The following is a 25,142-nucleotide window of genomic DNA, read 5'->3' on the forward strand; positions in this document are numbered from 1 at the left end:
AATTATTTACGTTCTTTAAATTTTATTTTTAAATTCTTTGCCAAATCTCTACCATATTCAACCGCATTATCTATTTCGTCAAAAGCAGCAATTTTATATCTCTTATTTTTAATATCCCAAATATTTACTTCACATTCATTTCTAGAGTTTAAAAATGTAGAAACCCTATCTAATTTTTTAATCTTTTGCCACTTTCCATATCCAATAGGACCAACAAAATAATATCTTCTATACTTCATTTCATCAAAATTAAAATGATGAGAGACAGAAACAGAAAAAGGCAAAGCAAAACCTATCAAGTATAATTCTAGCTCTAACAAATGCAAAAAAGAGATTACATATTTTTCAGAAAAAGCAAATGGTTTTTTTAAAAAAAACAGTATCAAAAAATAAAACCCTGCAGCATAAAAAAAAGCAGATAATAGCCTACTTAAAACAGCTCTTTTTCCAAAAGATATAACTACATTTTTCTTTTCCAAATCTTAATAACTTGATATTCCTCCTTGCAAATTTAAAACATTCAACGCAGGATATTTCTTTTTTAATATTTCTGTAGCCTTGTAACTATTCAATCCTCTTTGACAAACCATAACATAGGTTTTTTTGAAATCTACTTCTATTTTTTCAACATCAAATTCTTGAATAGGAATTGTTTGCTGCACTTCAAAAGGCAATTTTAAATTGGGTAATACGGCAATGATTTCTAGACTTCTAGACTGCGATCGAAGTGACAAAATTTGTTTTAATTCTGATGCTGATATTTGCCAATCAGGATTTTGAGTAGCACAAGCCATATCAAAATACGTTTGTACCTTAAAAATCTTTGCAATCTGTTCTTTTAAAATTGTTGGTTTTAACTTCATTTTTAATTGTGTATTTTGAAGCGAATTGTAAATCAACAATTCATTTATCAAGGGTTTTCCTATTCCTGTAATCAATTTTAAAACTTCATTTACTTGCTGTGTTGCAATCATACCAACAATAGAATTTAATGTTCCTGCTTCCTCACAATTAGGAATATCCGATGCCATTTCAGGGAAAGCATCTCTTAAATTTGCAGAATAACTTCCGTTTTTTTTCAAGACATTAAAAGTTGCCACATAACCATCAAACTTATACAGAGAACCATAAATCAAAGGCTTGTTTTTAATGACACAAGCATCATTTAACAAGTATTTTGTTGGCAAAGAATCTGTTCCGTCAACAACAATATCTACGTTTTCAATCAACTCAAAAACGTTTTCCTTTGTAATTGGATTATTGATAAAACTGACTTCTGTAAAAGGGGCTCTTTTTTTTATAAATGCTGATAAAACAGTTGCTTTCGGTTTTCCAATATCATCTAAAGAAAAGAAAACTTGTCTGTGTAAATTGGTAACATCAACTGTATCAAAATCTACCAAATGAATTTTACCAACACCACTTGCGGCCAAATACACAGCAATCGGACTTCCTAAACCTCCACAACCAACTACTAAAACAGAAGCGTTTTGTAGTTTCTGTTGCCCAACCTCATCAATTTCTGATAAAGTAATCTGACGTTTAAAAAATTGATTTTTATTCATTAATTTTCAAGCTCTTTTTTTACCGTTTCAAACTCTTCGGGTGTATTTACATTTCTAATAAAAGCATCTTCAATTTCTACAATTTCTACATCAGAATTGATTAACATTTTACGTGGACAAGAATATCCTTGTGCTAAATATTGCAATAAAACAGGATAGGCTTTTGGTTCGTAAATTGTAATTAACGGCTCTACAAATTCCTTTCCTTTTCCTTTAATTGCTGTGGCTACTTTACTCGGATTTCTATGTTTTAAAATCAATTGAATAATTCTCTCATTTACAAATGGTACATCTGTTGCCAAAACAAACCAAGCAGCATTTGGATCTTTTTGAAAAGCAGAACAGATTCCGCCAAAAGGACCTAAATTGATAAATTTATCTGAAATTTCATTTTCTTTTTCCGATAAATTTTGAACAGAATAAAACGTTTTTAAATTGTTACTTTCTAACAATTCTTTGGCAAATTCTTTTTGAGGTTTTCCAAAGTAATCGAGTTCAGATTTATCCGTTCCCATTCTTGTACTTTTTCCACCAATCAAAACCAGACCTTTTACTGCCGCAATTTTTTCTTGAATTAAATTATGAATGTGATTAGAAATCGCATCAATTTCATCAATAGTATAACACGTTAAATTTTTTATCTGTGGATATTTTTCTTCTAAGAAACTAAAATATTCTGTTTCTGATTCCAACTTTATAACAAACTGAATACGATCTAACTGATCTAATCTTTTTAAAACCGAAGCTTCTTTTGCTGCATCTAAAATTAGAATTTGCTTTGCTCCTTGATAATGATTTCCGTTGATAAAAACATAATCAAATTGCGCAAAATCTAACCGTTGTTGGAACTTATTTACATTTCCTGAAGTAGTAATTTGCACATTTCCTTTATGATGAAATACGAATTCAGACAATTTATTTTTTACTACATCTTTTGCATGAGAAGCGTCAAAATAAGCCAATTTATAATCAAACAATTTCTGTGAAACTTTAGAAACTAAATCTGAAATAATACTACAATTTGCACCCAAAATTGCAATTTCATTCGGCGCAAAATTATCGTTATTTCTTCTTTCTAAATTGGTGTGTTTTCTGTGTTTCTTAGCCATTTTTAATATCCGATTTTCCTCCCGTTTTTTCTAACAATTTAACTTCTTTAATTACCATTTTTTGACTGATACTTTTACACATATCATAGATTGTTAAACACGTAATGTTTGCCCCTGTTAAAGCTTCCATTTCTACGCCAGTTTTTCCTGTAATTGTAACCTCACAAAGAACTTCTACATTTTCGGCATCTATAATATGAATATCAATATCTACACCATTAATTAATAACGGATGGCACATTGGTATTAATTCAGATGTTTTTTTAACACCTTGAATTCCGGCAATAATTGCCGTTTGAAAAACAGGTCCTTTTTTGGTAAATAACTCATCATTTGTAAAATGCGCAATTACTTCTTTTCCTAAAAACATCGTTGCTTTTGCAATGGCTGTTCTTTTGGTAATTTTCTTATCAGAAACATTTACCATTTTAGGATTTCCTTTAGAATTTAAATGTGAAAAATTCATTTAAATAGTTTTTAGTGTTAAGTTTTTAATTTTTAGTTAAGTTCTGCCTCCATGTTTTAACAATTGAAGTTAAAATTCTAATTAATTCGTTAATATCCAAAATTAATGAATCAACATCTAAATCTGTTAACTCACTTTCTTTTAATAAGTGTAACCAATATTTAGTTTCTCTTGCTTCTTTTGATGAGATTGACATTTTTGCTATAAAATCTCTTTTACTTTGCCCTGCAAGAGCCTCTTCAACATTTGCTCCTATTGATGTTCCACTTCTTAAAATTTGATTCGAAATTATAAACTCTCTTTCTTCTTGTAATTTTTTATAAAGTGAAATAATCTTTAATGAAAAATGAAAACTCTTTTTCTGAACAATACTTTCTTTCATTTCTTATTTTAACTCAAAACTAATCATTAAAAATTAAAAACTTCGATAAGGGATTATCTTAAAAACTTCTCCTTTTTTAAAATCAGCCTTGTCGTTTGGCAACTGAATAAAAGCATCTGCTTTCACCAAACTTGCTAAATCTCCTGATCCATTTCCACTAATTGGAGTTGCAATTAAATGTCCAAATCTTGAACTTAATTTTACTTGTAAAAAGTACGTTAAATTAGGTTTAAAAGAAACATCAGCATTTAAAATTGCAGTCTCCTCTTCAACCTTTATTCCTACAGATTTGTAATACCAAGGATAAAAATACTCCAAACAATTTACAAAAGTAGAAATCGGATTTCCTGGAAAAGCGAATACTTTGCAACTTTCATTTTCACCGAACCAAAAAGGTTTCCCGGGTCTTTGAGCAACTTTATGAAACAATTTTTTTACACCTAATTTATCAAAAACTTCGGGTAAAAAATCAAATTTTCCTTTACTAACCGCCCCACTAAAAAGCAACACATCGTATTCTTGTAAAAAACGTTCTATTTTAGATTTTAAAATGGGTTTATCATCTGTAATATGAGCTGTTTCTGATGAAATATGTAATCGTTCTAACAATGAGACCAACGTAAAGACATTGCTTCTTCTAATTTGATGTTCTAACGGAATTTCATCAACACCAACCAATTCATCTCCCGTAGAAACAATCATTACTTTTGGTTGTTTTGCAACTTTTACAAACGATTTCCCCACAGTAGCTAAAACTCCAATTTCTGCTGCAGATATTTTTGTATTTTGTTTGATTAATACATCGCCAACTTTACCATCTTTTCCTTTAGCGTGGATGTTTTGAGCTTCAGTAATAGCATTAATACTTATAGTTGCAATTCCATTTTTTATAGATACATCTTCGTATCGAATAACAGTATTTGTATTTTTCGGTAAAATTGCACCCGTCATTACTTCTATACAATTCGCTGAATTATATAATGAAATTTGTTGACTTCCTGCAGCTTGAATACCTTCTACCTTAAAAGCTCTTTGTCCATTTTTAAATGCAGTATAATCAATTGCAATTCCATCCATAGAAACTCTATTGAAAGGTGGAAAATCTCTATCAGCAGTAATTTCTTCTTTTAGAATTCTACCAACAGATTTTAGAAATGGAATTTCTTCAACACCAAATTCTTGAACTGAATTTAAAACTATATTTTTTGCTTCTTTTACTGAAATCATTATCCTCCAATTGTACTCATACTTTCAGAAACATTTCCTTTTGTACGATTTGCTTCTGCTATAAAACCATTTTCTGGTTTATCTTTTACCAATCTTAAGAAAAGCTCTTTTAAATCATCATTTGAAGCTCCTTTTCTTATAAAATTCCTTAGATTAAAAACACCATCATCAAACAAACAATTTTTAAAAGTTCCTGTTGATGTAATTCGAATTCGATTACAATCGTTACAAATAGTTCTTGTAAAAGCAGGGATAATTCCAAACGTTCCTAGATGATTCTCTACTTTATAATTCTTAGAAGTAGATGATTTTTCTGATTGTATTTCACAAACATCAAACTCGGTTTTTACTTCTTCTAAAATTTTATTAAACGTCCAATTTTCTTGCATTTTACGCTGCCCTGTCCCATTAAAAGGCATTTCTTCAATAAAACGTACTGCAACATTTTTATCTTTTGTTAATCTAACAAAATTGACAATTTCATCTGTATTAATACCAGACTGGACTACAACATTCAGTTTTAAATTTAAACTACTTTTTTCTAAAAGTTCAAAAGTTTTATAAACTTCTGGAAAAACATCTCTTCTTGTAATTTTTGCAAATTTTTCTCGATCTAAACTATCAATACTTAAATTGATGTTTTTTACTTTTTCTAACGCTTCAATCTTAGAAATATGCTGAGAAATTAAAGCCCCATTTGTCGTAATATTTATTGCATCTAACAAATCGTTATAAGACAACATTTTTAAAAACTCTACAAAGTCTTTACGTACAAAAGGCTCTCCACCTGTTAAACGCACTTTATTAACACCTAATTCTGTTAGTACGCGAATTAATCGATACATCTCCTTAAACGTTAACAATTCTTGTCTAGGGACAATATCAATTCCATGAGCAGGCATACAATATTGGCAACGCAAATTGCAACGATCAGTAACCGCTAATCGTACATATTCCATTTGACGTCCAAAATTGTCTGTTAATTTGCTCATTCTAGATTTTTAGTTTGGTAATTTTTTACTTAATACTCCATAGATAAAAGCGCCAATCATTGCACCAAATAATACAATAATAACAGACAAAGCTCCTTGACCAATTAAGACATACATTGGGCCAGGGCATGCACCTGACAAGGCCCAGCCTAAACCAAAAATACTTCCACCAACCAAAGTTCTTATAAATCCTTTTTTCTTGTCTTTTACATTAATTTGATTTCCTAAGTAATCTTTTATAATCCCTTTTTTAAATAATTGAATTATTACTATTCCAATTAAAACAGCACTACCAATAACACCATACATATGAAAAGACTGAAATTTAAACATTTCGTAGATTCTGTACCATGAAACAACTTGTGTTTTACTTAAAATAATTCCAAATAAAATACCGGCTATTAAAAATTTTATATTCTTCATATTTTTCTTTTAAAATAAAATTGGATAAATAAACCAAGTCATAATTAAACCTCCAATAAAAAATCCGATGGTTGCTATTAAAGAAGGTAATTGCAAACTACTTAAACCTGTAATTGAATGTCCTGATGTACACCCTCCAGCATAACGTGTTCCAAAACCTATTAAAACACCCGCACTAATTAAAATTAAAAACCCTTTTACAGTAAACATGTTTTCTGTACTATAAATTTCTGGAGGCAAATAAGAACTTCCCGCATCAGCAAAACCTAATTCTGCTAAATCTTTTACAGTAGCTGGATTTAAATCTATAGCATGAGACTGCATTAAAAATTCTGAGGATATAAAACCTCCAATTAGAATTCCTATTACAAAAAATAAAAGCCAATGCTTTTCTTTTAAATTTATTTTAAAATAATCTGAAAATTTCCCTGCTCCTCCAATAGAGCAAAAAGTTTCTAAACTTGTAGAGACCCCAAAACTCTTTCCAAAATAAAACATTAAAAAAAGTGTAAAAGCAATTAATGGTCCACCTACATACCAAGGCCAAGGTTGAGTAATAAAATCCATTTTTAAAGTTTTTGTTTGATATAATTCATAATTAAATTTGTTGCACCTAGGTGATCTTCAATATATTTTTTATTAATGATGCCTGTTAATTTTCTAAAATTTTCATCTTTTTTTAAACTCATCAAATTTTCTGTAAATTCTACTTGATTTTTGATTGAAATACAACCACCTATCTTCACCAAATCTACGGCTTCTTTAAATTTGTCGTATTTATTTCCAATCACTACAGGAATCCCAAAAGTTGCAGGTTCTAAAATATTATGCAAACCGGTTTTTAAACCTCCTCCAACATAAGCAACATCTGCTACAGCGTATATTTTTGTAAGAATTCCAATGGTATCAATAATAAAAACCTGATATTCTACTAAGTTTTTATCAGCTTTAGCGGAAAATAAAACTGTTTTTTTATTGATAGATTTTTGCAATGCCAAAATTGCTTCATCTTTAATATTATGTGGTGCAATAATAAACTTCTCATCTTTGGATGCTTTATTATTAATATAATTCACCAATAACTCTTCATCTTCTTTCCAAGTACTTCCTGCAACAACTGTATATTTACGATCTTTAAATTGATTGATAAAATCTAGCGAATTATCTTGGTTTAAAATTTTAGAAACTCTATCAAAGCGTGTATCTCCAGCAACAGTCACATTTTTAAAATTGATAGATGCTAATAATTTTTTAGAATTATCATCTTGCACAAAAAAGTGATGAAATGCTTGTAAAGATCTACGCATAAAACCTCCATAACTTTTAAAGAACAATTGTTTTTCTCTTAAAATACCAGAAACTAAAATTGTAGGAATTTCTTTTGATTTTAATTCATTTAAAAGATTTGGCCAAAATTCGTATTTTATAAAAATGGCCAAAGTAGGATTTACTTCTTTGATAAATTTTCTTGCGTTGAATTTTGAATCTAAAGGTAAATAACAAATGACATCTGCTAGATTGTAATTTTTTCTAATTTCATATCCGGAAGGAGAAAAGAAGGTCACTAAAATTTTATAGGTCGGATGATTGATTTTTAATTCTTCAATAATAGGTCTTGCTTGTTCAAACTCACCCAAAGAAGCCGCATGAAACCAAATTGTTTTTTCATTTTTTAAAGGAGCTATTTTAGAAAAGGTTTCTTTTCTTCCGTTAACAAAAAGTTTTATTTTTTTATTAAACAAGGCTATAAAAGGCATTAGCAAAGATGTTATAAAAACCGCTAAATTGTATAAAACTTTCATAGTTGTAAAAGTACAAAATACTAGCTACTAAGCTTCAAAAAATTAATTGCATAAAAAAAGCTATCTTAAAAAAGATAGCTTAAATGTTATACGGTGATTGTTGATCTATTCTTAACAGTATATTCCCCCGAAAAAATGTTAATAATAATCTAAATCACAATTCGAATATACAACAAATATTAGATTACACACTTAAAAATGTTCTAAAACAACCCTTTATTGTTCTAAAAATGAACTAACTACATTTTATTATATTAAATTAATTCTTTTTATAATGTCTTCTTTATATTTTTTTCCAATAGGAATTTCATTGTCTAAAACCTTAACAGATGTTTGTTTTATTTGAGACAGATACCGCGTATTAACTATAAACCCCCTGTGAACCCTAACAAAACTATCATCTAACTTTTCTAAAATATCGTTTAGACTCGTTCTTATCACCATTTTTTGATTCTTTATTAAGAAAATTTCTATATAAACATGAGCACTTTTTAAATATAAGATATCTTCAAAATGTATTTTAGTATAACATCCTTTGTCTTTTACAAAAAGTGAATTCTTAATGATAAGACTACTATTATCTACTTCTCCAACCTTTTTAGAAAAATTATGCAATGCAATTTCTATAGAAGTATACAATTCATCTTTAGAAAAAGGTTTTACCAAATAAGCTGGAGGCATAACCTCTTTAGCTTGATTTAATGTAAACTCATCTGAATTGGAGGTTAGAAAAATAAAAGGAAAATTATACGATTCTCTAATTTCTTTAGCAATATCAATTCCTGTTTTTTTTCCAGACAAGTGAATATCTAAAATAGCAATATCTGGTTGCTCTTCTTCTATTCTACCGATTGCTTCAGTGTAATTTATAGCGGGCTCTAAAGCATCATAACCCAACTCTTCTAAAGCATCACAAATATTATCTGCAATTATGATTTCATCTTCTACAACTAAGATTTTTACTTTACTCATCAATTTCAATTTTTTGAATAAAAATAACCATTTACATAAAGAATTAAAACTAAACTACATTAAAATTTTGTAAAAACTAATTTACCAACTGCCTTGTATTACTATCTTTAAAATAAATTTCGAATTTAGCACCTCCATTATTCGTTTGTTTTAATGTTCCATGAAGTTGTTTTACCAATCTATTTACTAATCTAAGCCCTAAACTTTTTGTCTTTTTAACATTAAAATCATCTGACAAACCAGGTCCATTATCTTTAATTATCAATCTATAATCTTCATTATCTTCTTTATGAATTGATATTGACAAATTATTTTCTTTATCATTTCTAAAAGCATATTTATATGAATTAGTAATAATTTCATTAATAATTAAACCTAATGGAATTGCTGTATCTACATCAAACATCATGTTTTCTGAAGATATGGATGTTTTTACATTATGTGCTGATGAATATAAAGAAGATAGTTCTTTGGTCAGAAGTTTTATATACTCATCAAAATCTATAAGTCCACTATCGTTTTGATATAATTTTTGATGGATTAATGCCATCGATTTCACTCTGTTTTTTCCTTCATTAGCCAATTCTAGTGCTTTTTCATCTTCAATTCCTTTTGTTTGTAATTCTAACAAACTAGAAACAATTTGAAAATTATTTTTTACTCTATGATGCACTTCTTTTACCAATAACTCTTTTTCTTTTAATGATTTATTTATAATTTTATTCTTTTCAGAAAGCTCATTAGATTGCTTATTTATTTTTCTTAAAACAACTAATGTTATCAACAACAAAATAAAACTTAAAGATGCTATAACACTATATAAAGTTGTTTTTTCTTTTTCATTTGTTATTTCCTTTTCCTTTACTTTTAGTGCTTGTTCAGTTTTATAATCTGCCAAAGATTGAGATAAATCTTGTGAATATATTTTTTTTGTATTTTCAATTGCTTTGTCTTTATACTTAAAAGCTAAATCATAATAACCATGAGTAAAAAGTGCTCTAGATGCTCCGTCTATATATCTAAATTTATTATTCGGATTTAAATCATTTGTTAATATATCTAGTTTAGAGACTAGCTCTGGTACATTTTTAACCTCAAACTTTTTTAAAATGGCTAACATTAATGGAGACGTTTTCTCTAAACGAGAAAGCAACTCCATATATAAAGAATAAGAGTGAATTCTTCTTGATGTATTATTATAAACCTCATTTATCAACAAGGTTACTTTCTCATTATTCCCTCCTTTATAAACATAAGCATCAATTAAATGCTCAATTGTACTATAATAAAATGGAGATTTTCTTGATAATTCTTTTTCTAACTCAAGGCTTTCTTCACTAACATCTATGTATTCTTGTAATTTTCCTTCTTCAACTAAAAAATCTGATAAATAATACAAAAACATAATCTGCAATTCTTTGTCATTTAATTCTTTAGCCGTATTTAAGCATTCTAAAACAAGTTTTTTACCATTTTTAATATCCTTTTCAATAAGATACATTACAATTAAATGTGTTTTAATTTTAGTTTTAACCTTTAAAACATTTACATCTTTAGAATTAAATTTATTTACATAATTCTCTAATTCTCTTTGCAAAGAAGAAGCTTCATTTAAGTTTCCATTATTTCTTAATTCAGAAATTTGTAACCACTTAATTTCAACATAGTCTAAATTAATTTTTGCCCCTTTGGGTTCTGTAACGTAAGAGTTTATAAAGTTGGAGATTTTTTGATACTTTATGTATGACTTATCACCATTAATAGAAATAAAATCGAGATATTCTTTATAAGTAGCACTTTCTCTATTTGTTATTTTTTGAAGAATTAATTTGTAAGAATCATTTTTAGCTAGTTTTAGATAATAATTAGCAGAGTCTAACTTTTGATCTAAAATAAATACTTCTATTTTATTAGTTAATTCTTGTTGATTGTTTGTTTTTTCTTGAGCAAATCCAAAAAAAGAAAAAAAGAAAAGTAGGGGACTTAATAATAACCTCATTTTAGTTAGTTTAGATTATAAATATACTGAAAAAGGAATACTTTAAAACAAAAAAAAAACGCTCAAACTTTGTTTGAGCGTTTTAATTGTAATAATTATCTTAATTTCTTAAACTTCAAAAGGAGTTATAGAAACATAAGATCTATTATCTTTTTTCTTGCGGAATTCTACAACACCGTCAACCTTTGCATGTAAAGTATGATCTTTACCCATGTAAACGTTTTCTCCTGGATTATGAGTTGTTCCTCTTTGACGAACAATAATGTTTCCTGCAATTGCAGCTTGTCCTCCAAATATTTTTACACCTAGACGTTTCGATTCTGATTCTCTACCATTCTTCGAACTACCTACACCTTTTTTATGTGCCATGTTATTGAGTTTTTATAGGTTAAAGTTAAATTTTAGGAATTATTTTTCAATACCTCCGTCTAATCTATCTTGTAATTCTTTTAATTCATCCCACTTACCTTCTGCAGCTAAACCAGCTTGCTTTGGCCAAGTAGTTGTTACTAAATGAGATAATCTAGAACTTGCTTCAGTTAAGATTTCACTCAATTTTGCTGGATCTGCTTTTGCTACTTTTGCAAAAGTATCTAAACCTGCACTCACTAAAGCTTCTGCTGCTTTAGGTCCTGCACCTTCAATTTTCTTTAAATCATCTGCTTTTCCAGATTTCTTTGGAGCAGCTTTTGCTTTTGGAGCTTCTACATTAGCTTTTTCCTTTTTAGGAGCTGCTTTTTTAGAACCAGAAGCAGCAATAGATTCAATTTGAATCTCGCTTAAAAATTGTCTGTGCCCATTTTTCTTTTGGTAACCTTTTCTTCTTTTCTTTTTGAAGACGATTACTTTATCACCTTTTAAGTGACCTAAAATTTTGGCCGTTACTGCGGCTCCTTTTATAGCTGGGGCGCCAATAGTTACACTTCCTTTATCATCAAGTAAAAGAACGTTATCAAAAGTTACTTTTGATCCTTCTTCTCCTTGTAAACGATGAACGTATACCTTTTGGTCTTTTGCTACTTTAAACTGCTGCCCTGCTATCTCTACGATTGCGTACATACTTTTAGTTTTGCGTATTTATACTTAAATTATGCATTAACTTATTGAAAATGCGGGTGCAAATATACATCTTTTTTAATTTGATACAATAGCTTTATCTAAAATATTTAACACCTAATTCCCTGAATAATACTTGATTTTAAGTAAAATTTAATTTTAAGTTTGTTATTTTTGAGGCAGAGAAACATCTTTTAAAAAAAAAGTGTAACATATTCGCTTAAGATGCGTCCAACTTAAACCTTATAATATTAACTAAATAATAATCAATGAAGAAAAGTATTTTATCTCTTGCTTCAGCCCTTTTGGTTGCGTTTTCTGCAAATGCACAAAAAGTTGAATTTGAAGAGTACAAATTAGATAATGGAATGCATGTAATATTGCATCAAGACAAATCTGCTCCTGTTATAATTACCTCTGTAATGTATGGTGTTGGTGGTAAAGATGGTGACAGAAAAAGAACAGGCTTTGCGCACTTTTTTGAACACCTATTGTTTGAAGGAACAAAAAACATAAAAAAAGGAGAATGGTTTAAAATTGTATCTTCTAACGGAGGTAGAAATAATGCAAACACTTCTCAAGACAGAACGTATTATTACGAAATATTTCCTTCTAACAAACTAGAATTAGGTTTATGGATGGAGTCTGAACGTTTGTTACATCCAATTATTAAACAAGAAGGTGTTGATACACAAAATGAAGTTGTAAAAGAAGAAAAAAGACAACGTACGAGACCTTATTCTGGCATTATTGATGAAATCAGTAAAAACTTATTTAAAGTGCATCCTTATAAAGACCCAAATGTTGGGTATATGAAAGATTTAGATGCTGCAACTTTAGAAGAATTTTTAGCCTTTAATAAAAAGTATTACGTACCAAACAATGCAACATTAGTGGTTGCTGGTGATATTGATATTGCATCTACAAAGAAGATGATTAAGGATTATTTTGGTCCAATTCCAAGAGGAGCAGATGTTGTTAGAGAGTTTCCAAAAGAAGAACCTATCACAAAAGAATTTAGAGCAAAAGCTTATGATGAAAACATTCAAATACCTGCAGTAATTGCTGCTTATAGAACTCCATCTTTTAAAACAAGGGATTCTAAGGTTTTAGATATGATTTCTTCTTATTTAAGTGCTGGTAAAAGTTCTGTACTTTACAAGAAAATGGTAGATACAAAAAAACAAGCCTTAGCTGTACAAGCAGTAAATATTAGCCAACAAGATTATGGTATTTATGCACTTTTCTCTCTTCCTTTAGGAAAGGTTACCTTAGACGAATTAGTTAAAGAAATGGATGAAGAAATTGTAAAAATTCAAACCGATTTAATTTCAGAGAGAGCTTATCAAAAACTACAAAATCAATTTGAAAACAATTATGTAAACTCTAATTCAAGCGTTGTGGGTATTGCTAACTCTTTAGCAAGATATCATGTAATGTATGGAGATACAAATTTAATTAATTCAGAAATTGAGGTATACAGATCTATTACTCGTGAAGAAATTAGAGAAGTAGCAAAAAAATACTTGAATAAAAATCAAAGATTAATCTTAGAATATTTACCTAAGAAAAAATAATATATAAAGATGAAGACAAAAATTTTATCAATAATAGCAATTATAACAATGTCTTTTGCCCTTAATGCGCAGATAGACAGAAGTAAAATGCCAACTCCAGGACCAGATCCTGTAGTAAAGTTAGGAACTGCAGAAAAGTTTTCTTTAGATAATGGACTGACAGTAATTATGGTAGAGAATCATAAATTACCAAGGGTTTCTGCTACATTAAGAATAGACAATCCTCCTTACCTTGAAGGAAAGATTGCTGGTGTTTCTAGCATGATGGGAAGTTTATTAGGTAGAGGAACTACAAATATTACAAAAGATGAATTTAATGAGAAAGTAGATTTTTTAGGAGCAAATGTTGGCTTTTTTAGCTCGGGAGCTTCTGCAAGATCATTAAAAAAATACTTTCCTGAAGTATTAGGTTTAATGGCCGATGGTATAAAAAACTCTCAATTTTCTCAAGAAGAATTTGAGAAAGAGAAAGAAGTAACATTAGAAAACTTAAAATCTGAAGAAAAAAACATTCCTGCTATTGCTAGTAGAGTTGAAAGCATTTTAGTGTATGGTAAAAATCATCCATATGGAGAATTTACAAGCAAAGAAACTGTAAATAATATTACTCTAGAAGACATTAAAAGTAATTTCAATACTTATTATAAGCCTAATAATGCTTATTTAATTATTGTTGGAGACATCAACCCAAAGGAAACTAAAAAATTAGTAAAAGAATTGTTCTCTGATTGGAAAAAAGGAGAAATTCCTGTTTCTAATTTTCCAAAACCAGAAAATGTTTCTACAACAGAAATTGATTTTGTAAATATGCCAAATGCAAACCAGTCTGAAGTTGCTGTTGTAAATACAATAGATTTAACATTAGGAGACAAAGATTATTATGCCGCATTATTAGCAAATAAAATTCTTGGTGGAGGTGGTTCTGCTAGACTTTTTCAAAACTTAAGAGAAGACAAAGCATATACTTATGGTTCTTATTCTAGAGTTAGTCAAAGCAGAGAAACAGGTATTTTTAGAGCAACAGCTAGTGTAAGAAACATGGTTACAGATAGCTCTGTTGTAGAAATTCAAAAAGAAATTAACAAAATTCGTTACCAAAAAGTAAGCGAAAAAGAATTACAAGACGCTAAAGAAGAATATATTGGTGGTTTTGTTATGGATGTTCAAAAGCCAGCAACTGCTGCAAATTATGCTTTAAACATTGCTCTTTATAATTTACCTGAAGATTTTTATGCTAACTATATTAAAAATATCAACTCTGTTACTGTAGATGATGTTCAAAATGCTGCTATTAAATACTTTAGAGGTGACAAAGCCAGAATAATGGTTACAGGTAAAGGAATTGATGTTTTAAAAAATCTTGAAAAAACAGATTATGTTATCAAGTATTTTGATAAAAACGGTAACCCAACAGAGAAACCAGCAATGACATTGCCAATTCCTGCTGGAATGACAGCTACAAATGTTGTTGATAAATATTTCGAAGCAATTGGAGGTAAAGACAAAGTTATGGCAGTTAAAACCATAGTAATGACTTCTGCTGCTAAAGTTCAAGGAATTGACATAACTTCTGTAAGTAAAATTACTCAAGGAAGATCATCAACTGTTGTTTCTGGGATGGGAAGAGTTCTTTCTAAGGCTGTTTTTGATGGTACAAAAGGATATCAAGAAGCTCAAGGAAGACGTATCGATTTTACTGAAGAGCAAATCAAAGAAGCAAAAGCAGCTTCAATTCCTTTTGCCGATGAAACATATAAAAAAGGAACTTTAGTAAGAATAGAGCCTTTAGAAGGTAAAAATGCCATTGTAATAAAACTAAATAACACAGAAGTTTTTTATGACATGGCTACAGGCTTAAAAGTAAAAGAAGTTAAAACAGCAAAGGGACAAGGGGGCAAAGAAGTAAAAGTACCTACAACCTATGAAAATTATAAAGTTGTAAATGGTATTAAATTCCCTCACACTATTGGACAAAAAATGGGACCAATGGATTTAAGTTTTACTATTACTGAAATTAAAATAAATGAAGGTGTTACTGACGAAGATTTCAAATAATCACCTAATAAAAGAATGATTAAAAAGAGTCAAAACTTAAGTTTTGACTCTTTTTTTTATACAAGATTTACTTCTTCTTATTTACCAAAAATACTCCAAAAAGAATAATCACCCCAGCAAATAGCTGAGTTAAACTCAATCTTTCTCCATCTAACAATCCCCAAAACACAGCTACAATAGGTATTAAATAAGTCACAGATGATGCAAATATTGGCGAAGCCAAATGCACCATTTTATTATAAAGAACTTTTGCAACCCCAGTACCCAAAATAGCTAAAATTGTAATAAAGCCTAAAGATGTTAACTTCGTTTCGGTATATTCAAATGTGCTAAAAAAATCGGTACATAATAAAACAATGAATGCAGGAATTACCAACAACAAAAAGTTTCCCGTAACAATACTTAACGCACTAATATCGTACAAATGTTTCTTTACTATATTTACATTAAATGCATAACCAATTGAGGCAATTACAACCAATATAGAAAACCAATAATTTTGATCTGGATTTAAATCTGCACCCTTTAAAATTAACAAAACAGTTCCTATTAAACCAATTACAATTCCTACTAGCTGTTGTTTTTTAAAAGTAAAACCAAAACCTAAGGCACCAACAATAAAAGTATTAAAAGGTGTTAAAGAATTTAAAATAGAAGTAATAGAACTATCAATACCTTGTACTGCAAAAGCAAATAAAAAAACAGGAAAGAATGTACCTAAAAGCGCTGTTAAAACAATGTATTTGTAGTGTTTTTTCTTGATTTCTTTTAAACTCTTAAAACCAATCAATAATAAAAAAACACCTGCAATTAATACTCTTAAGGCTCCTAACTGTACTGGTGTTAAACCTATCAAAGCTTTTTTCATCAAGATAAAAGAACTGCCCCAAACTAAAGAAAGTAAAATTAAATACAACCACTTTTGGTGTTGATTATTCATAAGTCTGATTAATTTTACACAAAAATCTGACAATTATTTAGATACAAGTCTAAATAATGATAAATTTGTACAATAATTTTATAATTAAATATAATGAAAATTCAAAAATTAATATTTTCGGTTGTTGTAGTTTGTTTTGTTTTAACAGGATGCAAAAAAGAAGTTAAAAAAGAAAGTTTAGCTGTAAACAAACAAAATGTTTCTTTAGCTATTTCTGGAATGACATGTGAAATTGGATGCGCAAAAACCATTCAGTCTAAATTATCTAAAAAAGAAGGGGTTTTAGGAGCAAAAGTTATTTTTACAGATAGTATTGCTAACATAGAATTTGATGCAAATACAACATCAAAAGAGGACTTAATTGCTTTTGTAAACGGTATTGCTGGTGGAGACTTGTACACTGCTAGTGAGACTTCTAAAAAAGTTTCTAATAAAACCTCAAAAACACATACTTGTACAGAAGATTGTAAAGAAAAATGTGATACTAAAAACGGTAAAAAAGAATGTAAGGAAGATTGCAAAATGGATTGTTGCGCTGATAAAACAGAGAAAAAAACAAAATAATTTTATTTCATTTTTTAATAAAAAAAAGCAGGCTTCTCAGCCTGCTTTTTTTATCAATCAATTCAAATAATAATCATTCTATTGTCTTGTCCAACCTGATCCCCAAGTTGCATAATCTGTACCTGTTGCAGTTGCACTTTCTGTATAAAAAGTTGCATCTGAAAAAGTTTCACCAGTATCATTTTTTAACTTTACCGTTACATCAACAAAAATCACAGAAGCTACATTTAAGTCTCCGTTTAAAACCCCTGTTCCTGTAGGATTAGAGCTAGTTGCACCAGCATCACCATCTAAATCAAAACCTTCAGCAAACCCTTCAATTTTAATATTAGAAAAAATTCCTTGAGATCCTGCTCTTAAACGAATTGCTTCATTTCCAGTACCAGAACCTAAACCAATAATTGTTAAGTTTGTTACTGTTGGTTTAGACCAAAATAATGGGCTAGAATTATTTCCTATATCTGTGTTATAACCATCTGCTTCAATCCCTTTATCGTGATCTGTTCCATGTTTTACATAAGCATCAGTAATTGTTCCAGAATAACCTTCTGTCCAGTCTAAAGAATCATCTTCTGCATTCACAACAGAAACGTTATTTACATTTACTGTACCTCCAAAAAACTCTAAACCATCATCTTTTCCTTCAAACATTTGAATGTATTCTACTACTGTAGAATTTCCAACTCCATAGAAAGAAAAACCGTTATTTTCTGATTGCCCATCTGCTTTACCTCCAGAATATTCTACACGTACATAACGCAACATTCCTGAATTATCTGATGCATCAGTACCTCCGTATGGTAAACTTGCTATTTCTGATGTAGAAGTTGCTGTACCAGATACAGAATTTATCGGTGCTTTCCCTAATAAAATTAATCCTCCCCAATCACCTGCATTTGGTGTTGAAGCTGAAGAAGTAAAAATAATTGGTTGCGTAGAAGTTCCTTCTGCAATTATTTTAGCTCCTTGTGCTATCGCTAAATAAACATCCGCTCCTGTTGCAGCTGCTTTAATAGTCATACCTGCAGGTATTGTTAAAGTTGTTCCAGATTCAAAAATAACTGGACCTGTAATTGTGTAAGTATTGGCAGGATCTAACACCATACTTGTTGTATAATTACCGCTTAAGTTGATTTGTTGACCACTCGTATTATTGTTTCCTGAGTTTCCGTTGTTATTAGTTGTTACACTGTTATCATTAATAATGATATCTGATGTACCATCTTCTGCACAAGAAGCAAAAAGTGTTGCAGCAATTGTAATTGCAAGTAAAAAATTATTTTTCATCGTTTTAAAGTTTAATTTATTTGTTTTTATTTTTGTTGTGTTAAAATTTATAATTGAATCCTAGACTAATATTGGTTCCTCTTTTGTATTCTGATAAAATAACATCTCCAATAGATGTATTTTCTCTAAGTCTTTTAATGCTTGGATCTAAAAGGTTTTTTGCATTTAAATTAATTTCCCAATGATCTCCAATTTTATTTTTCCAAACAAAATCTAATGTTGGAATTCCTTTTTCAATAATATTTCCAAGTTGTCCTGCTCCTAAGGCATCTATTCTATCTGAGAAATAAGAAAACACTACTGAAGCTATTGGCGTATAGTTTTTAAATTTTGTTGGACTATAGTTGATATTTGCATTTACTAAAAATGGAGATGCTCCTTGAAGTTCTTCACTATCTTTATTAAATGATGCACTATACAAACCATTTACATCTTTTAAATCTTGTTTTGTGTACATATAAGTAAAGTTAAATCCTGCAGAAAGCTGAGTTTCTTCATCATCATTTTTAATTAAATTCTTTCTTGCTTCAATTTCAAAACCTAAAACAGAAGCTTTATCTCCTGTTCTAAAATAACGCTGAGTTCCTGTTGCATCATTTGATATTACTAAGTTTACAGGGTTGTTAATTTGTTTTCCAAAAGCACTTAACGATAAGATTTCATCTCTTGTTAGAAACCATTCGTATTTTAAGTCGATATTAAATACCTCTGAAAAAGATGGGTTGTTTAATAAATCTGGATTACCTCCTACTCTTTGACTTACAGATTCATAAACAAAAGGAGCAACTTCTTTAAATTCTGGAACAGAAACTGTTTTGCTAAATGTAAAACGTAAGTTTTGGTTTTCATTTAAAGCATATTTGACATTTAAACTTGGTAAAATAAATGTTTCTTCGGCTTTTCTAAATTTAGGATCGTTTGGATTTATATTAATTACATCGTAATTAATTTCTTGACTAAAAGATTCGAAACGAACACCTGGTACAATTGTCCATTTTTCATTTGCCTTATATACAGCAGAAAGGTATCCTGCATAAACTTTTAACTTTCCACTATATGAGTTCTCATTTCTTCCTGGAAAATTAGTTGTTCCATATTTGCCTGGATAAATAGAATTAAACACTTCCGTATTGTATACATTTCCTAGATTATCTAGTGTAAATACGGCATCTAAATTACTTGGATCTGCAACCTCTACTCTAGGTGTTAAAAAATCATAACCATAACGAATGTTTTCGAAGTTACGTGTTTTTATTCTTCCATTATAACCATAGTTTAAAGTAAAATTATCTGAAATAATATGTTCTAAATTTACTCTACTATTAAATTCTTCATCTGCAATTTTTTGAAAATATCTTTGATTATCAAAAACCGTATTGCTATAAAAAGATGCATTTGTTGTTGGATCTGCATCTAAAGAAAATTGATAATTTTCTAGGCTAAGTCTTTTTCTATCTGGTTCATGTGCAAAAACATTGTTGTATCCAACTCCCCAGGTAAGATTATATGTAGGATCTTCTTTACCTGCATCATAAATTTTATGTTCACCCATTATTTGGTTTACAAAAATTAAATCTTGATTAAATTGAACATTCATTTGATAAAATCCTTGATCTGTGTCTAATTGAGCATCTCTATTTGCTCCTAAGCCCTTTATACCATAATAACCAACCTCATCGGATGAATTATTAAAAAACATAGAAGTGTATTTTAATTTATGATCATCATTAATTTTATAAATAGCATTTCCCATAATTGTAGTTGCCGTAGAATATTCGAATTCTTGAGCATTAGGGTATCTTACTTTGTAAACATTTGTAAAATCTACAACAGGACCTTCCCTATATTCATATCCATTTTGAAATGATGCTGTACCAAACAAACTTAAACGAGAGTCATTCTTAAAATCAAAAGATTTACCTCCGTTAATACCAATAGACAAATTAATTGGAGCCGCTCCATTTTCTGGATCTACACCATGAGAAAGAACCACAGCAAAAGGATTGTGATTATACCTTCTATAAAATCCTAAATGACCAGTACCTTCACTTTTTTTGAAATCTTTACCAGCAGCTCTTGTATTGATACCGCTACCTACTTTTACGTTAAAGAATGATTTTCCTTTAAACTCTTTAGAAGTAATATCTATATTTCCTGCAGCAAAATCACCATAAAGTTCAGGTGAATATGCCTTACTTATAGAAACGCTTTGTATTATATCTGAAGTAAACAGCTTTAAATCTATATTCTTTTTATTTACATCATTAGAAGGTAATGACAAACCATTCATTGTTGTATTTAAATACCTATCTCCCAATCCACGTACATAAACATTGTTAGATCCTTCTTGTTTAGAAACCCCCGAAATTTTAGTAACAGCACCAGAAGCATCACTAACTCCTTTTTGGGATAATTCTACTGCACCAATACTTTCTTTAATCACTGTAGCCTTTTTTTGCTCTAGTAATAATGCACTTACTTTCTCTTTACTTGTAGTTGTTTTAATTTTTATCTCATCTAAAGAAACTCCTTCTTCTGCAGCCATTAATTGATTAATCGTTACAATATCACCTTCTTTAATAACTACTGATTTTTCAATGGTCTTATACCCTAAGAAACTAAAGACTACAATATGATTTCCTGCAGGAACGCTAAGCGTATAATTACCATCAAAATCTGTCGTGGTTCCAATTGTAGTTCCTTTTATAATAATGTTAGCAAATGGTAATGGTTCATTATTAGATTCTTTATCTGTTAACAAACCTTTTAAAGTCCCTTTAGCTTGCGCAACAATAAACTGGCTTGCTATTAAAAAAGTAATAAATAGAATTTTTTTCATTTTTATGTTTAATTAACTGCTGCAAAAGTCTACCCAAATTGTAAACTCTATGTTAGAAGTAAATTATGCTTGTATTATTGAAACATTACCTTAGTGTTAAGTAAAACAGAATCGTTAACGTTTTATTAATTTAAAGGAAACATAGAAGCAAAAAAATAATTAAATATTTGTGATAATCTTTAAAGATTGAAATGTCATTGAATATTTATTAGTTTTTGTCAACTATACTTATATGACAAGCTGCCTTTGGCCAAGGCAGTTTTTAAATTAATGTTTCATTAACATTAATTTAACATATATATTGGTTCTTTGCAGCGACAAAAACTAATAAACATGGCTTTAAAATCGATACCTATATCTATAGGTATGATGGTTTCTTTGTGCATATATGCTCAAGAAAACAATGCTTCTAAGTTTGGAAAAGGTATTTTTAACTTAGTTGGAAAAGACAGCACCTTTTCAATGAACATTAGTGCTAGAATGCAATTTCTAGGAACATCTCAGTGGAATATAAACAATGGTTTATCTAACCCAACATCGTCTTTATCGGTTAGAAGAGCACGTTTAAAGTTTAAGGGTTTTGCCTACTCTCCAAAATTAACTTATAAGTTAGAATTAGGTTTATCTAATAGAGATCTTTCAGGAGCTTCTATATATTCGGGCAATGCACCAAGGTATATTTTTGACGCTGTTATAAAATGGAATTTTTATGAAAATGTTGTTCTTTGGTTTGGTCAAGCAAAATTACCAGGTAATAGAGACCGTATAATATCCTCTGGAAACCTACAACAAGTAGATCGATCTTTGTTAAATAGTAGTTTTAATATAGATCGAGATATGGGATTTCAATTAAGACATCACTTTAATCTTACAGATACATTTATTATTAAAGAAGCTTTTTCTTTTGCACAAGGAGAAGGTAGAAATGTTACTACCAAAAATCTTGGAGGTCATCAATACACAACAAGAATCGAATTGTTGCCATTTGGAAATTTTACAAATAAAGGAGATTATTCTGGAAGTGATTTACAATTTGAACAAAAATCAAAACTAGCTTTAGGTTTCTCGTATGATTTTAATAACAATGCCGTAAAAACCAAAAGTAATCAAGGAGATTATATGATAAATGACACTGGTTTTTATTCAACAAATGTTTCTACGCTGTTTATAGACGCAATGTATAAATATAAAGGATTTTCTTTGATGGCAGAATATGCAAATAGAAACGCCAAAGACGCTATTGCTAAAAATTCTAATGGAACTTTAACTGGTGATGCCGTACAAGTTGGTACTGGCTTAAATTTACAAACAGGTTATATGCTATCTAAAACAACAGAAATATCCGGTAGATTTACCAATGTTAATTGGGATAAAGACATTACAGGCAAAGGAACCGAAAATCAATATACATTGGGTTTTTCTAAATACATCGTTGGTCATAAATTAAAAGTACAAACAGATGTAAGTTATTTAGATTTAACCAACCAAACAAATCAACTAATGTACAGGCTACAAGTAGACATTCATTTTTAATATAAAACATAACACAAACGTAACATAGGCAACTTTTTATGTCTATAAATTTGCAAAACTTAATTTAATCAAACAAAATGGGAGATCCATATATTTTAATGTTAGTCGCTTTAGCTGTTTTAGCTATTGTAGATTTAGTTGTTGGAGTTAGTAATGACGCTGTTAACTTTTTAAATTCAGCTATTGGTTCTAAAGCAATATCAGTAAAAAATATTATGATTATTGCCAGTCTAGGAGTGTTCTTCGGAGCAGTTACTTCTAGTGGAATGATGGAGGTTGCACGTAAAGGGATTTTTAATCCTAACATGTTTATGTTCCAAGACATCATGTTCATTTTTATGGCAGTAATGATTACAGATATTTTACTGTTAGATATCTTTAATTCTTTAGGAATGCCAACATCAACCACCGTTTCTATTGTATTTGAATTGTTAGGAGCAGCTGTTTGTATTTCTTTAATTAAAATATCTGCTCACGATTCTCATGCTATATCAGAAATTTGGGAATACATCAACCATAAAAAAGCTTTAGAAATTATACAAGGAATTTTACTCTCTGTTGTTGTTGCTTTTTCTGTAGGTGCTATTGTTCAATTTTTTTCTAGATTGATTTATTCTTTCAATTTCGATAAAAGAGCAACATATATTAGTGCGCTATTTGGTGGTTTCGCAATTACCGCTATTACTTACTTTATTATTATCAAAGGATTAAAAGGAACTCCTTTTTACAAAGACATAGAACACTTAATTGAAGGAAACACATTACTAATTATTGCAGGAAGCTTTGTTGCTTGGTCTGTAATTTCTCAAATATTAATACAAGCTTTCAAAGTAAACATTTTAAAAGTAATTATTGGAGTAGGTACATTTTCTTTAGCAATGGCTTTCTCTGGTAACGATTTAGTGAACTTTGTTGGAGTGCCTATTGCCGCTTGGAACTCTTACCAAGCATGGGAAGCTTCTGGTATCGCAGCAGATGCTTTTTCTATGGGAATTCTAGCCAAAAAGGTACCGTCAAATGTATGGTTACTTTTATTTGCTGGCGCAATTATGGTAGTAACTTTATGGACATCTAGTAAAGCACAAAACGTAATAAAAACAGGAATTGATTTATCTCGCCAAGGAGACGGACATGAGAAATTTCAACCCAATCCTTTATCACGAATTTTAGTAAGAGCTGCCATGGGTATTAATGTAGGAATTAGCTTTATTTTTCCTAAAAAGATGTTAACCTTTATAGATACAAAATTTCAAAAACCAATTATTGAATTACCAAAAGATAAGACATACGAATTACCTGCTTTCGATTTAGTAAGAGCTTCTGTAAATCTTATTGTTGCTGGTATTTTAATTTCTATAGCAACTTCTATGAAACTACCTTTATCTACAACTTATGTAACATTTATGGTTGCCATGGGAACGTCTTTAGCTGACAGGGCTTGGGGACGTGAAAGTGCAGTTTATAGAGTTGCAGGTGTGCTGAATGTAATTGGAGGTTGGTTCTTAACAGCTATTATAGCCTTTTTAGCAGCTGCATTAGTAGCTTATTTAATTAGTTGGGATATGGTGATGATTCCTATTTTATTGGCAGTTGTTGCGCTATTAATAGGAAGAAATTCGTTAATCTATAGAAAAAAATCTAAAGAAGTAAAAAAACAAGAATATATAGAAAGAGTAGAGTTAATTACTATTAACGGAGTAATTGAAGAAAGTGCAGATCACATTGCAGAAGTAGCTACACGTGTAAATAAACTATATACAAATGTAGTAAACGATTTAGCCAATCATGATTTAAATAAATTACGTAAAACAGATAAACACGTTGCTAAATTAAATGATGAAATAGACGATTTAAAAGATGGCGTATTCTATTTTATTAAATCTTTGGATGAAACATCTGTACAAGCTAGTAGGTTTTACATTATGGTTTTAGGCTATTTACAAGATGTAGCACAATCTATTAGTTATATTTCTAGAGCAAGTTACAAGCATGTAAATAACAATCATAAAAATTTAAAGAAAGGGCAGATAAAAGATTTAAAAGAAATAGATATTCAATTATCTGAGTTGCTTACTAAAGAAGCTGCTATTTTTGAAAATAGAGATTTTGACGATTTAAATGCATTGTTAATTGAGAAAAATCAGTTATTAAACAATGTTTCTGACTCTATTGAAAAACAAGTAGCGAGAATTAGAACTGATGAAACAAGCCCTAAAAACACTACTCTATACTTTAGTGTACTATTAGAAACTAAAGATTTAATTGGTGCTTTAATCAACCTACTTCAAACTTACGAAGAGTTTCATTTAAGTACAAAAAAAATAGAAGAATAACATATTTTTAATTAACAAAAA

The 25,142-nt window shown here is 29.5% G+C and carries 22 protein-coding genes; 5 read left to right on the forward strand and 17 right to left on the reverse strand.

Annotated elements, in window-relative coordinates; all coding sequences use genetic code 11:
• Positions 1-2: 2 nt before the first annotated feature.
• The 14 genes from MC378_RS08925 to rplU form a co-directional block, all read right to left on the reverse strand.
• Positions 3-479: a hypothetical protein gene (locus MC378_RS08925; RefSeq protein WP_242178414.1), complete on the reverse strand. Its 477-nt coding sequence runs from the start codon at positions 477-479 to the stop codon at positions 3-5.
• Positions 480-482: 3 nt separating this feature from the next.
• Positions 483-1,565: a HesA/MoeB/ThiF family protein gene (locus MC378_RS08930; RefSeq protein ID WP_242178415.1), complete on the reverse strand. Its 1,083-nt coding sequence runs from the start codon at positions 1,563-1,565 to the stop codon at positions 483-485.
• Positions 1,565-2,674: an NTP transferase domain-containing protein gene (locus MC378_RS08935; protein ID WP_242178416.1), complete on the reverse strand. Its 1,110-nt coding sequence runs from the start codon at positions 2,672-2,674 to the stop codon at positions 1,565-1,567. The genes MC378_RS08930 and MC378_RS08935 overlap by 1 nt, the downstream gene beginning before the upstream one ends.
• Positions 2,667-3,140 carry a cyclic pyranopterin monophosphate synthase MoaC gene (gene moaC, locus MC378_RS08940; RefSeq protein WP_242178417.1) on the reverse strand — a complete coding sequence of 158 codons (474 nt, stop codon included), beginning with the start codon at positions 3,138-3,140 and terminating at the stop codon, positions 2,667-2,669. Before moaC ends, MC378_RS08935 begins: the two co-directional genes overlap by 8 nt.
• 25 nt (positions 3,141-3,165) lie before the next feature.
• Positions 3,166-3,522, reverse strand: coding sequence for a four helix bundle protein (locus MC378_RS08945; RefSeq protein WP_242178418.1), 357 nt, complete (start codon positions 3,520-3,522; stop codon positions 3,166-3,168).
• A 33-nt stretch (positions 3,523-3,555) separates the two neighbouring features.
• Positions 3,556-4,749, reverse strand: coding sequence for a molybdopterin molybdotransferase MoeA (locus MC378_RS08950; RefSeq protein ID WP_242178419.1), 1,194 nt, complete (start codon positions 4,747-4,749; stop codon positions 3,556-3,558).
• Positions 4,749-5,741 (reverse strand): GTP 3',8-cyclase MoaA, encoded by a 993-nt coding sequence (gene moaA / locus MC378_RS08955; protein WP_242178420.1) that lies wholly within the window; start codon positions 5,739-5,741, stop codon positions 4,749-4,751. Before moaA ends, MC378_RS08950 begins: the two co-directional genes overlap by 1 nt.
• 9 nt (positions 5,742-5,750) lie before the next feature.
• The gene (locus tag MC378_RS08960; RefSeq protein ID WP_242178421.1) at positions 5,751-6,164 is read right to left on the reverse strand and encodes a DUF6691 family protein; all 414 of its coding nucleotides are present in this window, start codon (positions 6,162-6,164) and stop codon (positions 5,751-5,753) included.
• A gap of 9 nt (positions 6,165-6,173) precedes the next feature.
• Positions 6,174-6,731 carry a YeeE/YedE family protein gene (locus MC378_RS08965; protein WP_242178422.1) on the reverse strand — a complete coding sequence of 186 codons (558 nt, stop codon included), beginning with the start codon at positions 6,729-6,731 and terminating at the stop codon, positions 6,174-6,176.
• A gap of 2 nt (positions 6,732-6,733) precedes the next feature.
• Positions 6,734-7,966 (reverse strand): 3-deoxy-D-manno-octulosonic acid transferase, encoded by a 1,233-nt coding sequence (locus tag MC378_RS08970; RefSeq protein ID WP_242178423.1) that lies wholly within the window; start codon positions 7,964-7,966, stop codon positions 6,734-6,736.
• Positions 7,967-8,215: 249 nt separating this feature from the next.
• On the reverse strand, positions 8,216-8,938 hold the full coding sequence (locus MC378_RS08975) for a LytR/AlgR family response regulator transcription factor (protein WP_242178424.1): 723 nt from the start codon (positions 8,936-8,938) through the stop codon (positions 8,216-8,218).
• 76 nt (positions 8,939-9,014) lie between these two features.
• Positions 9,015-10,937 (reverse strand): sensor histidine kinase, encoded by a 1,923-nt coding sequence (locus MC378_RS08980; RefSeq protein WP_242178425.1) that lies wholly within the window; start codon positions 10,935-10,937, stop codon positions 9,015-9,017.
• A gap of 108 nt (positions 10,938-11,045) precedes the next feature.
• Positions 11,046-11,306, reverse strand: coding sequence for a 50S ribosomal protein L27 (gene rpmA, locus MC378_RS08985; protein WP_036824185.1), 261 nt, complete (start codon positions 11,304-11,306; stop codon positions 11,046-11,048).
• A gap of 39 nt (positions 11,307-11,345) precedes the next feature.
• Positions 11,346-11,996 (reverse strand): 50S ribosomal protein L21, encoded by a 651-nt coding sequence (gene rplU / locus MC378_RS08990; RefSeq protein WP_242178426.1) that lies wholly within the window; start codon positions 11,994-11,996, stop codon positions 11,346-11,348.
• A 266-nt stretch (positions 11,997-12,262) separates the two neighbouring features.
• Here rplU and MC378_RS08995 point away from each other — a divergent pair, with 266 nt between their 5' ends.
• Positions 12,263-13,570: a M16 family metallopeptidase gene (locus MC378_RS08995; RefSeq protein WP_242178427.1), complete on the forward strand. Its 1,308-nt coding sequence runs from the start codon at positions 12,263-12,265 to the stop codon at positions 13,568-13,570.
• Between the two features lie 9 nt (positions 13,571-13,579).
• On the forward strand, positions 13,580-15,625 hold the full coding sequence (locus MC378_RS09000; RefSeq protein WP_242178428.1) for a M16 family metallopeptidase: 2,046 nt from the start codon (positions 13,580-13,582) through the stop codon (positions 15,623-15,625).
• Between the two features lie 67 nt (positions 15,626-15,692).
• On the opposite strand, the gene MC378_RS09005 is transcribed toward MC378_RS09000, so the two are convergent.
• Complete coding sequence (locus tag MC378_RS09005) at positions 15,693-16,565, reverse strand: DMT family transporter (protein WP_242178429.1); 873 nt, start codon at positions 16,563-16,565, stop codon at positions 15,693-15,695.
• Between the two features lie 93 nt (positions 16,566-16,658).
• On the opposite strand from MC378_RS09005, the gene MC378_RS09010 reads away from it, so the two are divergent.
• The gene (locus tag MC378_RS09010) at positions 16,659-17,129 is read left to right on the forward strand and encodes a cation transporter (RefSeq protein WP_242178430.1); all 471 of its coding nucleotides are present in this window, start codon (positions 16,659-16,661) and stop codon (positions 17,127-17,129) included.
• Positions 17,130-17,207: 78 nt separating this feature from the next.
• On the opposite strand, the gene MC378_RS09015 is transcribed toward MC378_RS09010, so the two are convergent.
• Together MC378_RS09015 and MC378_RS09020 are read right to left on the reverse strand one after the other, a co-directional pair.
• Entirely contained in the window at positions 17,208-18,416 is a 1,209-nt protein-coding gene (locus MC378_RS09015) for a multidrug transporter (protein WP_242178431.1), read from the reverse strand.
• A 40-nt stretch (positions 18,417-18,456) separates the two neighbouring features.
• Positions 18,457-21,255: a TonB-dependent receptor gene (locus MC378_RS09020; RefSeq protein WP_242178432.1), complete on the reverse strand. Its 2,799-nt coding sequence runs from the start codon at positions 21,253-21,255 to the stop codon at positions 18,457-18,459.
• Positions 21,256-21,588: 333 nt separating this feature from the next.
• Here MC378_RS09020 and MC378_RS09025 point away from each other — a divergent pair, with 333 nt between their 5' ends.
• Positions 21,589-22,788 carry a porin gene (locus tag MC378_RS09025; protein WP_242178433.1) on the forward strand — a complete coding sequence of 400 codons (1,200 nt, stop codon included), beginning with the start codon at positions 21,589-21,591 and terminating at the stop codon, positions 22,786-22,788.
• Positions 22,789-22,865: 77 nt separating this feature from the next.
• The gene (locus tag MC378_RS09030) at positions 22,866-25,121 is read left to right on the forward strand and encodes an inorganic phosphate transporter (protein WP_242178434.1); all 2,256 of its coding nucleotides are present in this window, start codon (positions 22,866-22,868) and stop codon (positions 25,119-25,121) included.
• Positions 25,122-25,142 lie beyond the last annotated feature (21 nt).

Origin of the sequence: Polaribacter marinus (assembly GCF_022662535.1) — a bacterium.
Classification (GTDB): Bacteria; Bacteroidota; Bacteroidia; order Flavobacteriales; family Flavobacteriaceae; genus Polaribacter; species Polaribacter marinus.

What these genes read in the sequence shown, in the direction of transcription:
- MC378_RS08930 (WP_242178415.1), bottom strand. Translation starts at nt 1,565, where the DNA reads ATGAATAAAAATCAATTTTTTAAACGTCAGATTACTTTATCAGAAATT.
- MC378_RS08935 (WP_242178416.1), bottom strand. Translation starts at nt 2,674, where the DNA reads ATGGCTAAGAAACACAGAAAACACACCAATTTAGAAAGAAGAAATAAC.
- moaC (WP_242178417.1), bottom strand. Translation starts at nt 3,140, where the DNA reads ATGAATTTTTCACATTTAAATTCTAAAGGAAATCCTAAAATGGTAAAT.
- MC378_RS08945 (WP_242178418.1), bottom strand. Translation starts at nt 3,522, where the DNA reads ATGAAAGAAAGTATTGTTCAGAAAAAGAGTTTTCATTTTTCATTAAAG.
- MC378_RS08950 (WP_242178419.1), bottom strand. Translation starts at nt 4,749, where the DNA reads ATGATTTCAGTAAAAGAAGCAAAAAATATAGTTTTAAATTCAGTTCAA.
- moaA (WP_242178420.1), bottom strand. Translation starts at nt 5,741, where the DNA reads ATGAGCAAATTAACAGACAATTTTGGACGTCAAATGGAATATGTACGA.
- MC378_RS08960 (WP_242178421.1), bottom strand. Translation starts at nt 6,164, where the DNA reads ATGAAGAATATAAAATTTTTAATAGCCGGTATTTTATTTGGAATTATT.
- MC378_RS08965 (WP_242178422.1), bottom strand. Translation starts at nt 6,731, where the DNA reads ATGGATTTTATTACTCAACCTTGGCCTTGGTATGTAGGTGGACCATTA.
- MC378_RS08970 (WP_242178423.1), bottom strand. Translation starts at nt 7,966, where the DNA reads ATGAAAGTTTTATACAATTTAGCGGTTTTTATAACATCTTTGCTAATG.
- MC378_RS08975 (WP_242178424.1), bottom strand. Translation starts at nt 8,938, where the DNA reads ATGAGTAAAGTAAAAATCTTAGTTGTAGAAGATGAAATCATAATTGCA.
- MC378_RS08980 (WP_242178425.1), bottom strand. Translation starts at nt 10,937, where the DNA reads ATGAGGTTATTATTAAGTCCCCTACTTTTCTTTTTTTCTTTTTTTGGA.
- rpmA (WP_036824185.1), bottom strand. Translation starts at nt 11,306, where the DNA reads ATGGCACATAAAAAAGGTGTAGGTAGTTCGAAGAATGGTAGAGAATCA.
- rplU (WP_242178426.1), bottom strand. Translation starts at nt 11,996, where the DNA reads ATGTACGCAATCGTAGAGATAGCAGGGCAGCAGTTTAAAGTAGCAAAA.
- MC378_RS08995 (WP_242178427.1), top strand. Translation starts at nt 12,263, where the DNA reads ATGAAGAAAAGTATTTTATCTCTTGCTTCAGCCCTTTTGGTTGCGTTT.
- MC378_RS09000 (WP_242178428.1), top strand. Translation starts at nt 13,580, where the DNA reads ATGAAGACAAAAATTTTATCAATAATAGCAATTATAACAATGTCTTTT.
- MC378_RS09005 (WP_242178429.1), bottom strand. Translation starts at nt 16,565, where the DNA reads ATGAATAATCAACACCAAAAGTGGTTGTATTTAATTTTACTTTCTTTA.
- MC378_RS09010 (WP_242178430.1), top strand. Translation starts at nt 16,659, where the DNA reads ATGAAAATTCAAAAATTAATATTTTCGGTTGTTGTAGTTTGTTTTGTT.
- MC378_RS09015 (WP_242178431.1), bottom strand. Translation starts at nt 18,416, where the DNA reads ATGAAAAATAATTTTTTACTTGCAATTACAATTGCTGCAACACTTTTT.
- MC378_RS09020 (WP_242178432.1), bottom strand. Translation starts at nt 21,255, where the DNA reads ATGAAAAAAATTCTATTTATTACTTTTTTAATAGCAAGCCAGTTTATT.
- MC378_RS09025 (WP_242178433.1), top strand. Translation starts at nt 21,589, where the DNA reads ATGGCTTTAAAATCGATACCTATATCTATAGGTATGATGGTTTCTTTG.
- MC378_RS09030 (WP_242178434.1), top strand. Translation starts at nt 22,866, where the DNA reads ATGGGAGATCCATATATTTTAATGTTAGTCGCTTTAGCTGTTTTAGCT.